The organism is Gordonia sp. SL306 (assembly GCF_026625785.1).
Lineage (GTDB): Bacteria > Actinomycetota > Actinomycetes > Mycobacteriales > Mycobacteriaceae > Gordonia.
This window is the reverse complement of the sequence record NZ_CP113063.1, coordinates 851652-865327: the sequence shown is the minus strand read 5'-3', so window position 1 is coordinate 865327 and position 13676 is coordinate 851652. Positions and strand designations below refer to the sequence as shown.

Genomic DNA, 13676 nt, shown 5'->3' with positions numbered 1-13676 from the left:
CTCGTCACCTCGTTCCGGCGATCGGGAGCAGCCTCGGGTCGAACGGTTCGAGCCCAACCGACTCGGTGGGCGGTGGTGCCCCTTGCATGGCCATCACGGCGCGACGATCCGCAGGCGACTCGCCGGGGAGGGTTGCGCACACGGCAGCGACGACGTCCGCGTAGGGGGTCTGCAGATCGACGAGCGACAGACGCAGGAGCTCGAGGGCAGGCCGATGCTCCTGCAGCAGGCGGACTCCCGCCTGCCGGTCGACCCGGGCCGCGAACTCCAGGACGATCGGAAGGTGGTCGGGGAGTTCGCCGCGCAGGTCGACCAGGAAGCCGCTGTCGCGGTAGTGCCGTTTGAACGCACCGAGCTCTTCCCCGCGCCGGCGCGTATCGCCTGCAGTCCAATACGACAGGTACAGAGTGTGTTTGCGGGACAGGTCGAAGATGTCGATGTACTGCTGCCGCAAGATCTTCGGCTCCGACTCCCGCAGGTGGCCGACAAAGGACCGGAGTGCGGTGATCGCGACGTCTGCGGGCTGCTCGCCGAGCGCGGCGTCGAGGAGCGGCACCATCGCCATCATCTCGTCGTCTGGGTACCCGAGACAGATGGACGCGCATTGGTGGATGATCGCCGGATCGGACGTGCGGTGACGTGCGAATCTCATCGCCCCTCCGATCTGTGCGGGAACATGCCGTCGGGGACCCCGTTGCCGTCCCAGTTGAGCAGGTTGGTTCGGCCTGCCATGCTCTCCGACCCCGCTGCGGTGTCACTGGTCTGGCGTTGCCGCAGGGCATGGAAGGTCTCGACCGAGACCGGTGCAGGCCGGCCGCTCGCCTCGCCGAACGCGGACGAATCGAACATGCCGGGGCCCTCGTCGTAGTCGAGCGAGCAACCGATCTCCTCGAGTTCGTGGGCCTGTTCGAGGTGAGCCGTCGGGATGACGTAGCGTTCTTCGTATTTCGCGATCGCCATCAACCGGTACATCTGGTAGACCTGCTCCTCGGACATGCCGACACGCGCGGGTATGGACGCATCGAGTTCGCGGCCGAGGGTGACGTCGCGCATGTACGAACGCATCGCGGCCAGCTTCCGCAGGACGTCACCGATCACCGTTGTGTCGCCGGCGGTGAACAGTTCGGCCAGATAGTCGAGCGGGATGCGCAGGGACTCGATGGCGCCGAACAGGTTTCGGTGATCCTCCGCGTCATGTCCCTGTTCGGACAACAGGTCGACGATGGGGGAGAGCGGCGGGACGTACCAGACCATCGGCATGGTGCGATATTCCGGATGCAGGGGCAATGCGACGCGGTACTTCTTGGCGAGGGCGTAGACGGGCGAACGTCGGGCCGCGTCGAGCCAGTCGTCCGGGATTCCTTCCGCTCGTGCCGCCGCGATCACGTCGGGGTCGTCGGGATCCAGCATCAGATCCAACTGCGCCTGGTAGAGGTCCTTGTCGTCCGGCACCGACGCTGCGGCGGTCACCGCATCGGCATCGTAGAGGAACAGCCCGAGGTACCGTAGGCGCCCCACGCAGGTCTCGGAGCAGACGGTGGGCAGTCCCACCTCGATACGCGGATAGCAGAGCGTGCATTTCTCGGCTTTGCCGGATTTGTGGTTGAAATAGATCTTCTTGTAAGGACATCCGGTGATGCACTGACGCCAGCCGCGGCAACGATCCTGGTCGACGAGGACGATCCCGTCCTCGGACCGCTTGTAGATCGCACCGGACGGGCATGACGCCATACACGACGGGTTGAGGCAGTGCTCGCAGATCCGCGGCAGATAGAACATGAACGTCTGCTCGAAGCTGAATTTGATCGCATCCTCGGACTCGCGGCGCAGCTTCTCGACGATCGGGTCGAGGCCGCCCATCTCCGGTGCACCGCCGAGGTTGTCGTCCCAATTGGCCGACCACGAGACCTTGGTGTCCGCACCGGTGATGAGCGACTTGGGCCGGGCCACCGGGAAGTCGTCGCCGAGGGGTGCATCGACCAGGGTCTGGTAGTCGTAGGTCCACGGTTCGTAGTAGTCGTCGAGGGTCGGTTGCACCGGGCTGGCGAAGAGTGTCAACAGCTTCTGGAGTCGACCACCGGTGCGGAGCCGCAGGCGACCCTTCTTGTCGAGGTGCCACCCGCCGCGCCACTTCTCCTGATCCTCGTGTCGTCGCGGATAACCCTGCCCGGGACGTGTCTCGACGTTGTTGAACCAGACGTACTCGGTGCCCGCACGGTTCGTCCACGCCTGCTTGCAGGTGACCGAACACGTGTGGCACCCGATGCACTTGTCGAGGTTCATCACCATGCCCATCTGGGCCATGACCCGCATCAGTAGGTCACCTCCTGGCTTCGTTTGCGAATGGTGGAGACCATGTCGCGCTGATTGCCTGCCGGTCCCAGATAGTTGAAGGCGTAGGACAATTGCGCGTAGCCGCCGATCATGTGCGTCGGCTTGACGAGGAGCCGCGTGACCGAATTGTGAATACCGCCGCGCCGTCCGGTCGCCTCGGACTTCGGCACGTCGATGGTGCGCTCCTGCGCGTGATGGACGTAGCAGACGCCGTTCGGCATGCGATGACTGACGATCGCGCGGCACACCACCACGCCGTTGGCGTTGGTGCATTCGATCCAGTCGTTGTCGCGCACATCGATGGAGGCGGCGTCGTCGGGACTGAGCCACGCCGTCGGACCGCCGCGCGAGAGCGAGAGCATGAACAGGTTGTCCTGGTACTCCGAGTGGATCGACCACTTGGAGTGCGGGGTCAGATAGCGAACGGTGATCTGCCGGTGGCCGTCGGGTCCGAGTTTCGGCTCGCCGAAGAGCCGGTGCATGTCCAGCGGCGGCCGATAGATCGGCAGGGACTCACCGATGTCGATCATCCAATCGTGATCGAGGTAGAAATGCATCCGACCGGTGAGGGTGTGAAAGGGCTTGAGCCGCTCGATGTTCACCGTGAACGGCGCATAGCGTCGCCCACCGGTCTCCGATCCGGACCACTCCGGTGAGGTGATCACCGGCACGGGGGCCTGCTGTGTGTCGGCGAACCGGATGCGTTTCTCCTCGGACCCGCGGGCCAGATCGTCGAGCGGGAAACCGACCCGTTGTGCAAGGGTGCGGAACCCCTGCACGGCGAGTTCGCCGTTGGTGGTCCCGGACAGCGTCAGGATCGCCTCGGCGAGTTTGGCATCCGTATCGATCGCCGGACGTCCGTCACCTGCGCCGCCGAGCATGACCCCGTTGGACTCGGCGAGCTTCCGGGTCTGATCGGTGAGCGCGTAGGTCACGTTCTTCACGGTGAATCCCAGCGAATCGGCGAGCGGGCCGACGGTACGAAGCTTGTCCGCGATGGCCGTGTAGTCACGCTCCACCACACTGAAGTTCGGCATGTTGCGTCCCGGACGGGCGGGCACCGTCCCGTCGGAACCCCACCAGTCGGCCACCCGGCCATGCGGTTGGGCGATCTCACCGGGGGTGTCGTGCTGGAGCGGCACACTCGCCAGATCGCGACGCACGCCGAGATGGGTACGCGCCAGATCCGAGAACTTCGTGGCGAGCAGATGGAACATGTCGAAGTCGGTCTTCGCCTCCCACGGCGGATCGATCGCAGGCGAGAAGGCATGCACGAACGGATGCATGTCCGTGGACGAGAGGTCGTGCTTCTCGTACCAGGTCGCCGCCGGGAACACGACATCGGAGAGCAGGGTGGTCGACGTCATACGGAAATCGGCCGACATCAGCAGGTCGAGCTTGCCCTCCGGGGCCTCGTCGCGCCACACCACGTCGCGCGGACGCGGAGCATCGGGATTCTCGGTGCCGAGCACGTTGTGATGGGTACCGAGCAGGTGGCGGAGGAAGTACTCGTTGCCCTTCGCCGACGATCCCATCAGGTTCGAGCGCCACAGCACCAGGGTGCGCGGCCAGTTCTCGGCTGCGTCGATGTCGGAGATCGCCGGGGTCAGGGCGCCCGACGTGAGTTCGCGCGCCACATAGCTGCCGACGTTCTCGGCATCGCCGCGCTCGACCGCGGCCTCGGCCGACTCGGCGATGTCGAGGGGGTTGCTGGAGAACTGCGGGTAGAAGGGCATCCACCCGAGCCGAGCCGATTGTGCGATCGCGTCGGCGGTGTGCTGGTGGTCGAGAACCCCGCGGGACAGCGGGGACGTCAGCGAGGCGGCCGAATAGCCGTCGTTGCGCCACTGGTCGGTGTGCATGTACCAGTACGACGTGCCCGTCATCGTGCGGGGCGGTCGGGTCCAGTCGAGCCCGTTGGCGAGGGAGATCCAGCCGGTGATGGGACGGCATTTCTCCTGCCCGACGTAGTGCGCCCAGCCCCCGCCGTTGCGGCCCATGCAGCCGGTGAGGATCAACAACGACAGGATCGACCGATAGGTGGCGTCACCATGGAACCACTGACAGATGCCCGCGCCCATGATGATCATCGACCGGCCTTCGGATTCATCGGCGTTGGCTGCGAATTCGCGCGCGATCCGGATGGCCGCCTCGGCGGGGACGCTGGTGATCTCGGCCTGCCATGCGGGTGTGTACGGGGTCTCGACGTCGTCGTAGCCGCTGGGCCAGTCGCCGGGCAGGCCGTCGCGGCCCACGCCGTATTGCGCCAGCATGAGGTCGAACACCGTGGTGACGAGGTGGCCACCGACACGCACCGCGGGCACGCCACGATGCAGGACCGAGCCACTGCCGTCCGGGGCGTCGAACGCAGGGAAGCTCACCGGCACGGCCTCGGCGGAATCGCCGTGCAGCGTGAGCGTCGGTACGACCCCGTCGAGGTCGAGATTCCACTGTCCGACACCGGAGTCGGCATAGCGGAAACCCATGGAACCGTTGGGCGCCACCGGTTGTCCGGTCGCCTCGTCGAGGACCACCGTCTTCCAGACGTCCTCGTCCGGCGCGCTGGTCGCGTCGCCTATCTCGTCGGCCGTCAGGAACTTGCCCGGTACGTACCCCTGTGCGCGGTCACCGTCTCGTTCCTCGAGGTGGATCAGGAAGGGCAGGTCGGTGTAGGTGCGGACGTACTCGTCGAAGAACGGGGTGCGTTTGCGCACAAAGAATTCCGTCAGGATCACGTGTCCCATCGCCATGGCGAGTGCGGCATCGGTGCCCGCCTGGGCAGGCAGCCACTCGTCGGCGAACTTGGTGTTGTCGGCGTAATCCGGGCTGACCGTGACGATCTTGGTACCCCGGTAGCGGACCTCTGCCATCCAGTGGGCGTCCGGCGTCCGGGTGACGGGCACGTTCGAGCCCCACATCATCAGATACGTTGCATCCCACCAGTCACCCGATTCCGGGACGTCGGTCTGATCGCCGAACACCTGCGGGCTGGCCACCGGGAGGTCGGCATACCAGTCGTAGAACGACGTCATCACGCCGCCGATCAGCTGGATGAATCGTGTTCCCACGCAATGGGAGACCATCGACATCGCCGGGATCGGGGAGAAACCCGCACATCGGTCGGGGCCGTAGGTCTTGATGGTGTGCACGTGGGCGGCCGCCGCGATCTCGATCGCCTCGTCCCAGGTGACTCGCACCAGTCCGCCCTTGCCGCGCGCCTGTTGATAGGACCTACGGCGCATTGGATCCCCGACCACGTCGGCCCACGCGAGGACCGGGTCCCCCAGTCGGGCTCGCGCCTCGCGGAACATCTCCACCAGCACGCCACGTGCGTATGGATAGCGCACGCGGGTGGGGGAATACGTGTACCACGAGAACGCCGCGCCGCGCGGGCATCCGCGGGGCTCGTACTCGGGTCGATCGGGTCCGACTGACGGATAGTCGGTTTCCTGGGTTTCCCAGGTGATGATGCCGTCCTTGACGTACACCTTCCAGGAACACGATCCGGTGCAGTTGACCCCATGGGTCGACCGCACGATCTTGTCGTGGCTCCACCGGTCACGATAGAAGACATCACCCGACCGCCCGTCGCGACGGAACACCGCACGGCCGTCGTCGCTCTCATCCCACCGGGTGAAGAATCTGCCGACGTCCAGCAGAGCCTTCGCCGCTTCGCCGTCAACCCCGGATGATCGGCTCACACTCGAAAACCATACGGCCCTTCGGCCTCCGGGAAGTGAAATGCCGGAAATCGGACGGTGACAAAAGGTCGCTTCTCAGTTCTGGCGAGGCGCCACTTCACAACTGGCGTCGCCGGGTTGTGAGGTTGATGTCGAAACGGCTGCGGGCGCGATCAACCCGTGATCACGGTCAACAGGACGGCGGAGTCCTGCTGAGCCGTAAGTCCGTGTCGTTCCGGCGGAATGGCGAGGAGATCTCCGTCGACCCCCTGCCACTGTGCATCGGACGTCGAAAGGGTCACGTGGCCCCGCAGTACCTGCAGGCTGGACTCGCCGGGGCTCTCGTGATCGGTGAGGCCGTGGCCGGCCACCAACGCGATGACCGTCTGTCGCAAGCGGTGATCGGCGCTGCCGTAGAGCGTGTGTGCCGCGCGGCCGCTGCGGGCGGCATGGGCGGTTGTCAGGAGTCGGTCGACGAGTTCGGGAAGGCGGGTGGCGTCCATGACATCAACTGTGGCAGCCCGACGACGGGTCACACCGTCAGTTGCAGAATCCGATCGTCCCGCTCGTCGGGTCGTCCGCGGCCGTCGGTGTTGCTGGTGCTGATCCACACCGAGCCATCGGGCGCGGCGGCGACCGCACGAAGACGGCCGTGACGATCCGTCAACATGGCCGTGGGTTCCCCTGCGGTATCGCCGTCGAGCGGCACCCGCCACAGTCGGCGGCCCCGCAGCGCAGCCACGTAGGCCGTGGTCCCGACGATCGCGAGCCCGGCAGGCGACGCCTCGTCCGTCGTCCAGGTCAATGCCGGCGCGATGAAACCCGGGTCGCCGGCGTCGCCCGCGCGCCCCTCGACCTCCGGCCACCCGTAGTTGCCGCCTCGTCGGATGAGGTTGAGCTCGTCCTGGTCGTCCTGACCGAACTCGCTCGCCCAGAGACGGCCTGCGCCGTCGAAGGCGAGTCCTTCCACGTTGCGGTGCCCGTACGACCAGATCTCGTTCCCGAACGGGTTGTCGGAGGGCGGGCGTCCGTCGGGCTCCAGGCGGAGGATCTTGCCGTTGAGCTCACTCAGGTCTTGCGCCACGTCGCGCTGTGCCGCATCGCCGACGGCGACGTAGAGGCGCCCGTCGGGTCCGAACCCGATCGCTCCGCCGTGATGGTTGTAGGCGGCGTCGAGACCGGTCAGCAACGGGCGGGGAGAGGTGACGCGGCGCCCGTCGAAATCCATCCGCACCAATCGGTTGTCGTCCTCGGAGGTGTAGTAGACGAACACGGCCGACTCATCACCCGGTGCGATGGCGATGCCCTGCAAGCCGCCTTCGCCGCGCGGGGCAACGCCCGACACGTCACCGACGGTCGCGACGGTTCCGTCGGGTGAGACGCGGGCGATGGTGGCGTCGTCACGCTGGGTGACCAGGGCACTTCCGTCGCTTAGGAAGGCGATCGCCCACGGGACGTTCAGGCCGTCGGCAACGGTCGACACCCGGGGAGCGTCGGGATTCGGTCCTGTCGATGTCGCCGACGACGCCGGCGGCGTGTCCGCGCCCCCGGTGCATGCGCTCGCCGCCACCGACAGGCCCGCGACGGCCCCTACGGTGAGGAACTGTCGCCGGTTCATCACCCGATGGTGCCGGAAATGCCCGGTCCGTGCAGACGGCTCGGTCACCCGGTTCTGCGGAGCCGCGCCGCGTCGGGCGGCTACCGTGGCGCGTCATGGACTCGAAGGCGATTGCGGTGGTGTGGGGGGAGGATCTGAGTGCGACGCTGCGTGCGGCGGATCTGGTCGAGGAGTGCGCGGCAGCGGGCGCGCGACGGTTGCAGGTGAATGTCGGCGACGACTCGGTCGCAGGCGCGATGCGCATCGACGAGCTCGATCCGCCGATCGGTGGCGTCGTGAGTGTCTGGGCCGCGGATCTGGCCCCGGTACTCGATGTGCTCGCCGGACGGGTCGCGCGACTGGCCGCGTGGGAGGTCGATGAGCGCGCACCGCTGGATCCGGTACTCCCCGCCGACGGCACCCGGATAGAGGCGTTGAGCAACGTCGCGTTCCTTCGGAGACCCGGCGACCTCGCGCGCGCCGACTGGCTGCACCGGTGGCTGGACGAGCACACGCAGGTGGCCATCGAGACCCAGGCGACCTTCGGCTACTACCAGAACATCGTCGGCCGACCACTGACCGCCGACGCCCCGGCGGTCGACGCCATCGTCGAGGAGCTGTTCCCGATGGCTGCCGTCTCCGACGTCCACGCCTTCTATGGAAGCGGCGGTGACCAGCAGGAACTCGAGCGCCGCATGACGCGGATGCTCGAGAGCGTCGGCCGATTCGGTGCGGACCGCAACCTCGACGTGGTGCCGACCTCGAGGTTCGACTTCGTGCTGGGGTGATGGTCGATGGGTCGGGGATACGCGGGGGTTTCGATACGGCTCGGGCTCGCTTCGCTCGCTCGTGCCTACTCAACCGACAATGGGTGGCGCCGGGCCGTCGTGCGGCGGGTGCCCACTCAACCGACAGATGGTGACTGGGCGACGGATTCCGCCGCCGATCGAGTAGCCGTCGAGCTTGCGAGACGGCGTATCGAGATCACGCGAGGAGGCCTCGATCGCAGCGATTTGGGTCTGGCCAGCGAATTCTCTACACTAGAGCGGTTGCCTGCGCTCTGCGGTCTTCCCCGGGGCGCGCACGCCACAACCGAATAGTCTCCGGTGCCGGTGAAAAACCGAGGGCATCGGCGGCGAGAACCTTTTCACAACTATCCGCTTCGTGGAAGGCCCACCGCAGGTCAGGGGATCAAAACCCGGGCAGGCGCTGTATGGGAACCGCTACGAGAAAGGTTGACGGTCAACCATGACCATGACTGACCCGATCGCAGACTTCTTGACACGTCTGCGTAACGCCAATTCGGCGTTCCACGACGAGGTGACCCTCCCGTCGTCGAAGATCAAGGTGAACATCGCCGAGATCCTGAAGCGCGAGGGCTACATCACCGACTACCGCACCGAAGATGCGGAGGTCGGCAAGAACCTCGTCGTCTCCCTGAAGTACGGCCCCAGCCGTGAGCGCAGCATTGCTGGTCTGCGCCGCGTCTCGAAGCCGGGTCTTCGGGTGTACGCAAAGTCCACCAACATGCCCAAGGTTCTGGGCGGCCTCGGCGTGGCCATCATCTCCACGTCATCGGGTCTGCTCACCGACCGTCAGGCAGCCAATCAGCGCGTGGGCGGCGAAGTCCTCGCTTACGTCTGGTAAGGGGGAGGTCTCAACATGTCGCGTATCGGTAAGAACCCCATCGAGATCCCCGCTGGTGTCGACGTCACGATCGACGGCCAGAACGTGAAGGTCAAGGGCCCCAAGGGTGAATTGAGCCTGACCGTGTCGGAGCCGATCACCATCGCCAAGGAAGACAACGCGGTCGTTGTCAGCCGGCCGAATGACGAGCGCCGCAGCCGTGCACTGCACGGTTTGAGCCGGTCGCTGGTGAACAACCTCGTCGTCGGCGTCACGCAGGGCTACACCACGAAGATGGAGATCTTCGGTGTCGGCTACCGCGTGCAGGCCAAGGGCAGTGACCTCGAGTTCGCCCTCGGCTACAGCCACCCCGTGCCGATCGAGGCACCCGACGGCATCAGCTTCGCCGTCGAGTCGCCCACCAAGTTCTCGGTCTCGGGTATCGACAAGCAGCAAGTCGGCCAGATCTCGGCGAACATCCGCCGCCTGCGTCGTCCGGACCCCTACAAGGGCAAGGGCATTCGCTACGAGGGTGAGCAGATCCGTCGCAAGGTCGGAAAGACGGGTAAGTAAGCCATGACTGACACAGCAACCAAGAGCACCCGCAAGCCGCTCGGCCGGGACATCTCGACTCGTCGTCGCACCGCGACCACGAATCGTCATTTCCGCCTGCGCAAGAAGGTCAGCGGCACCCCGGAGCGTCCGCGTCTCGCGGTCAAGCGCAGCTCGCGCCACATCCACGTGCAGCTCATCGACGATCTGGCAGGCAAGACCCTGGCCGCGGCATCGTCGATCGAGGCAGACGTGCGTGCGGCCGGCGGCGACAAGTCCGCGCAGGCCCGCAAGGTCGGCGAGCTGATCGCTGCCCGCGCCAAGGCCGCCGGTGTCGAGGCCGTCGTGTTCGACCGTGGTGGTAAGGACTACCACGGCCGGATCGCCGCGCTCGCCGACGCCGCCCGCGAGGGAGGGTTGAGCTTCTGATGACCATCTACACCAGCACTACCGACATGACCGGAGGGGACCTCTGATGCCCGGACGTCAGCGTGACGGCGGAAACGGACCCGCCGGAAACGACAACAACTCGAACGCAGCAGGCGGCGGCAACGACCGTCGCGGTGGCGGCGGTCGCGGCCGCCGCGACGACCGTGGTGGTCGCGATCGCGAGGACCGCAACCAGCTCGAGCGTGTCGTCGCCATCAACCGTGTCTCCAAGGTGGTCAAGGGTGGACGTCGGTTCTCCTTCACCGCCCTCGTGGTCGTCGGCGACGGCCAGGGCATGGTCGGAGTCGGCTACGGCAAGGCCAAGGAAGTTCCTGCGGCCATCCAGAAGGGCGTCGAAGAGGCTCGCAAGAACTTCTTCCGCGTGCCCCTGATCGGCGGCACCGTGACCCACCCCGTGCAGGGTGAGGCCGCGGCAGGCGTCGTGATGCTCCGCCCGGCCAGCCCGGGTACCGGTGTGATCGCCGGTGGCGCGGTGCGTGCCGTGCTCGAGTGTGCGGGTGTGCACGACGTCCTCGCCAAGAGTCTCGGCAGTGACAATGCGATCAACGTGGTTCACGCCACCGTTGCCGCGCTGAAGATGCTGCAGCGTCCCGAAGAGGTCGCGGCACGTCGCGGGCTGTCGATCGAAGATGTTGCGCCTGCAGGCATGCTGCGTGCACGTGCGCTGAGTCAGGGAGCTAAGTGATGGCAGAGCTGAAGATCACCCAGATCAAGGGCACCATCGGTACCAAGAGCAACCAGCGTGACAGCCTGCGGACCCTCGGCCTGAAGGGCATCCGCAAGTCGGTCACCCGCGAGGACACCCCGATCAACCGCGGCCTCATCAACGTGGTTCGGCACCTCGTGACAGTCGAAGAGGTCAAGTAATGACAATCAAGCTCCATCATCTTCGCCCCGCTCCGGGCGCGAAGACAGACAAGACCCGTGTGGGTCGCGGTGAGGGGTCCAAGGGTAAGACCGCAGGCCGCGGCACCAAGGGCACCAAGGCACGCAAGAACGTGCCCGCCGCGTTCGAGGGTGGCCAGATGCCGATCCACATGCGGTTGCCGAAGCTGAAGGGCTTCACCAACCGCAACCGGGTCGAGTACCAGGTCGTCAACGTGGGTGACATCGCCAAGCTGTTCCCGCAGGGCGGCACCATCGGGGTCGACGAGCTCGTCGCGGCCGGTGCGGTTCGCAAGAACCAGTTGGTCAAGGTGCTCGGCGACGGCGACCTCGGTGTCGCGGTCAACGTCACCGCCAACAAGTTCACGGCCTCGGCCAAAGAGAAGATCGCCGCTGCCGGAGGCAGCGTCACCGAACTCTGAGCCACATACCGTCGGCGGCAGGCAGCACGGAAACGGCGCTGCCCGCCCGCCGACGGTTTCGGCGTCATGAGGCCAATCGCGCAAGGCGGACATCACCCCGTCGCGCTGACGAGGGCCGATGGCGTGACTGTTAGAGTTCAAGCGTTGTCTTGACGCTTCGATCAACGTCGATTGCCGAGCACGTGGGGGGACGTCCGAGTCCATCCGCGTGGTCGTTCCTAGGAGGAGTTAGTGTTTTCCCCCCTCGTCGCGGCCTTCCGGACGCCCGATCTGAGGAAGAAGATCCTCTTCGTCGTCGGCATCATCGTGCTGTATCGACTGGGTGCGACCATTCCTTCCCCCGGTGTCGACTACAAAGCCGTCCATGCGTGCCTCGATGAGGTGTCTCACGGCAGCTCCGCCGATATCTATTCGTTGATCAGCATGTTCTCCGGCGGTGCGTTGCTGCAGCTGTCGGTGTTCGCGATCGGCATCATGCCGTACATCACCGCCAGCATCATCGTGCAGTTGCTGACCGTCGTCATCCCGCGCTTCGAGCAGTTGCGCAAGGAGGGCCAGTCCGGCCAGGCCAAGATGACGCAGTACACGCGCTACCTGACGGTTGCGCTCGCATTGCTGCAGTCGACCGGCATCGTCGCGCTCGCCGATCGTGGACAGCTCCTCCAGGACTGTTCACAGGCCGATCAGATCCTCAACGACCAGTCCATCTTCGGCCTCGCGATCATCGTGCTCGTGATGACCGCCGGTGCCTGTGTGGTGATGTGGTTCGGCGAGCTGATCACCGAGCGGGGCATCGGCAACGGTATGTCGCTGCTGATCTTCGCCGGTATCGCGGCACGCATCCCGTCCGAGGGCAAGATGATCCTCGACACCCGCGGCGGCCTGGTCTTCGGCCTCGTCTGTGTGGCGGCATTGGTCATCGTCGCCGGTGTCGTGTTCATCGAGCAGGGCCAGCGGCGTATCCCGGTGCAGTACGCGAAGCGGATGGTCGGCCGCAAGATGTACGGCGGCTCGTCGACCTATCTACCGCTGAAGGTCAACCAGGCCGGCGTCATCCCGGTGATCTTCGCGTCCTCTCTGCTGTACCTGCCGCAGCTGATCCTGCAGTTGACGCAGAACTCGGAAGGCGAGCAGTCGACCTGGCAGCGCTACATCAATCAGTACCTGACCGACCCCAGCAGCTGGGTCTACATCCTCGTGTACTTCCTGATGATCATCTTCTTCACGTACTTCTACGTGGCGGTCACCTTCAATCCGGAGGAACGCGCCGATGACATGAAGAAGTACGGCGGGTTCATCCCCGGCATCCGTCCGGGATCGCCGACCGCGGACTATCTCGGCTACGTGCTGAGCCGCATCACGCTGCCGGGTTCGATCTACCTCGGTATCATCGCGGTACTGCCGAACCTGTTCCTGGAGATCGGGAACAGCGGCGGTGCCCAGAACCTGCCATTCGGGGGCACGGCCGTGTTGATCATGGTCGGCGTGGGTCTGGACACGATGAAGCAAGTCAACAGTCAACTGATGCAACGCAAGTACGAAGGGTTCCTCAAGTGAGACTCGTGATTCTCGGCCCCCCCGGCGCTGGCAAGGGCACTCAGGCGGAACTGCTGTCCGAGGCACTGGGCATCCCGCACATCTCCACCGGAGACCTCTTCCGTGCCAACATCTCCCAGGGAACCGCGGTCGGCATCGAGGCGAAGCGGTACCTCGACGCCGGTGACCTGGTGCCGTCCGAGATCACGGTCGACATGGTCCGTGCCCGCGTCGGCGAGCCCGATGCGGCGAAGGGGTTCATCCTCGACGGGTTCCCGCGGTCGACCGAGCAGGCCGACGCGCTCAAGGACATCCTGGCCAATCTGGACACCTCGCTCGACGCCGTGCTCTCGTTCCAGGTCGATGCGGATGTCGTCGTCGACCGGATGCTCTCACGCGGCCGCGCCGACGACACCGAGGACGTGATCCGTAACCGGATGGCGGTCTACACCAAGGAGACCGCGCCGTTGCTCGAGTACTACGGCGAGCAGGTCAAGACCATCGACGCGGTCGGCGACGTGCAGGACGTGCATCAGCGCGTGCTCAGCGCGCTGGGCGCAGGCGTGTCCTGATCTCGCCCAACTGACGACAGAG

Annotated in this window: 14 protein-coding genes; 9 read left to right on the top strand and 5 right to left on the bottom strand. The window is 65.7% G+C overall.

What is annotated here, in order from left to right; translation table 11 throughout:
- Positions 1–4: 4 nt before the first annotated feature.
- From narJ to OVA31_RS04155, 5 genes are all read right to left on the bottom strand, one after another.
- Positions 5–652, bottom strand: a complete 648-nt coding sequence (narJ, locus tag OVA31_RS04175; protein ID WP_267629841.1) for a nitrate reductase molybdenum cofactor assembly chaperone — start codon at positions 650–652, stop codon at positions 5–7.
- Complete coding sequence (narH, locus tag OVA31_RS04170; RefSeq protein ID WP_267629840.1) at positions 649–2313, bottom strand: nitrate reductase subunit beta; 1665 nt, start codon at positions 2311–2313, stop codon at positions 649–651. The genes narJ and narH overlap by 4 nt, the downstream gene beginning before the upstream one ends.
- Positions 2313–6035 carry a nitrate reductase subunit alpha gene (locus OVA31_RS04165; RefSeq protein ID WP_267629839.1) on the bottom strand — a complete coding sequence of 1241 codons (3723 nt, stop codon included), beginning with the start codon at positions 6033–6035 and terminating at the stop codon, positions 2313–2315. The genes narH and OVA31_RS04165 overlap by 1 nt, the downstream gene beginning before the upstream one ends.
- A gap of 152 nt (positions 6036–6187) precedes the next feature.
- Positions 6188–6517, bottom strand: coding sequence for a LuxR family transcriptional regulator (locus OVA31_RS04160; protein ID WP_267629838.1), 330 nt, complete (start codon positions 6515–6517; stop codon positions 6188–6190).
- Between the two features lie 29 nt (positions 6518–6546).
- Positions 6547–7632, bottom strand: a complete 1086-nt coding sequence (locus OVA31_RS04155) for a PQQ-dependent sugar dehydrogenase (RefSeq protein WP_267629837.1) — start codon at positions 7630–7632, stop codon at positions 6547–6549.
- 95 nt (positions 7633–7727) lie between these two features.
- Between OVA31_RS04155 and OVA31_RS04150 the strand changes: the two genes are divergently transcribed.
- The 9 genes from OVA31_RS04150 (at position 7728) to OVA31_RS04110 (ending at position 13654) form a co-directional block, all read left to right on the top strand.
- Positions 7728–8399: an EthD domain-containing protein gene (locus OVA31_RS04150; protein ID WP_267629836.1), complete on the top strand. Its 672-nt coding sequence runs from the start codon at positions 7728–7730 to the stop codon at positions 8397–8399.
- A gap of 460 nt (positions 8400–8859) precedes the next feature.
- Positions 8860–9258: a 30S ribosomal protein S8 gene (rpsH, locus tag OVA31_RS04145; protein ID WP_267629835.1), complete on the top strand. Its 399-nt coding sequence runs from the start codon at positions 8860–8862 to the stop codon at positions 9256–9258.
- A gap of 15 nt (positions 9259–9273) precedes the next feature.
- Positions 9274–9810, top strand: coding sequence for a 50S ribosomal protein L6 (gene rplF, locus OVA31_RS04140; RefSeq protein WP_267629834.1), 537 nt, complete (start codon positions 9274–9276; stop codon positions 9808–9810).
- Between the two features lie 3 nt (positions 9811–9813).
- Positions 9814–10218 carry a 50S ribosomal protein L18 gene (gene rplR / locus OVA31_RS04135; RefSeq protein WP_164308716.1) on the top strand — a complete coding sequence of 135 codons (405 nt, stop codon included), beginning with the start codon at positions 9814–9816 and terminating at the stop codon, positions 10216–10218.
- Between the two features lie 46 nt (positions 10219–10264).
- Positions 10265–10924, top strand: coding sequence for a 30S ribosomal protein S5 (gene rpsE / locus OVA31_RS04130; RefSeq protein WP_164308717.1), 660 nt, complete (start codon positions 10265–10267; stop codon positions 10922–10924).
- Positions 10924–11106, top strand: coding sequence for a 50S ribosomal protein L30 (gene rpmD, locus OVA31_RS04125; RefSeq protein WP_164308718.1), 183 nt, complete (start codon positions 10924–10926; stop codon positions 11104–11106). The genes rpsE and rpmD overlap by 1 nt, the downstream gene beginning before the upstream one ends.
- A complete protein-coding gene (gene rplO / locus OVA31_RS04120) occupies positions 11106–11546 on the top strand; it encodes a 50S ribosomal protein L15 (protein WP_267629833.1) in 441 nt (146 codons plus the stop codon). Before rpmD ends, rplO begins: the two co-directional genes overlap by 1 nt.
- A 231-nt stretch (positions 11547–11777) precedes the next feature.
- Positions 11778–13103 carry a preprotein translocase subunit SecY gene (gene secY, locus OVA31_RS04115; RefSeq protein WP_267629832.1) on the top strand — a complete coding sequence of 442 codons (1326 nt, stop codon included), beginning with the start codon at positions 11778–11780 and terminating at the stop codon, positions 13101–13103.
- The gene (locus tag OVA31_RS04110) at positions 13100–13654 is read left to right on the top strand and encodes an adenylate kinase (protein WP_267629831.1); all 555 of its coding nucleotides are present in this window, start codon (positions 13100–13102) and stop codon (positions 13652–13654) included. Before secY ends, OVA31_RS04110 begins: the two co-directional genes overlap by 4 nt.
- The last annotated feature ends 22 nt before the right edge of the window (positions 13655–13676 follow it).

Coding starts and splice junctions, on each gene's coding strand:
- narJ (WP_267629841.1), bottom strand. CDS start 652: ATGAGATTCGCACGTCACCGCACGTCCGATCCGGCGATCATCCACCAA.
- narH (WP_267629840.1), bottom strand. CDS start 2,313: ATGCGGGTCATGGCCCAGATGGGCATGGTGATGAACCTCGACAAGTGC.
- OVA31_RS04160 (WP_267629838.1), bottom strand. CDS start 6,517: ATGGACGCCACCCGCCTTCCCGAACTCGTCGACCGACTCCTGACAACC.
- OVA31_RS04155 (WP_267629837.1), bottom strand. CDS start 7,632: ATGAACCGGCGACAGTTCCTCACCGTAGGGGCCGTCGCGGGCCTGTCG.
- OVA31_RS04150 (WP_267629836.1), top strand. CDS start 7,728: ATGGACTCGAAGGCGATTGCGGTGGTGTGGGGGGAGGATCTGAGTGCG.
- rpsH (WP_267629835.1), top strand. CDS start 8,860: ATGACCATGACTGACCCGATCGCAGACTTCTTGACACGTCTGCGTAAC.
- rplF (WP_267629834.1), top strand. CDS start 9,274: ATGTCGCGTATCGGTAAGAACCCCATCGAGATCCCCGCTGGTGTCGAC.
- rplR (WP_164308716.1), top strand. CDS start 9,814: ATGACTGACACAGCAACCAAGAGCACCCGCAAGCCGCTCGGCCGGGAC.
- rpsE (WP_164308717.1), top strand. CDS start 10,265: ATGCCCGGACGTCAGCGTGACGGCGGAAACGGACCCGCCGGAAACGAC.
- rpmD (WP_164308718.1), top strand. CDS start 10,924: ATGGCAGAGCTGAAGATCACCCAGATCAAGGGCACCATCGGTACCAAG.
- rplO (WP_267629833.1), top strand. CDS start 11,106: ATGACAATCAAGCTCCATCATCTTCGCCCCGCTCCGGGCGCGAAGACA.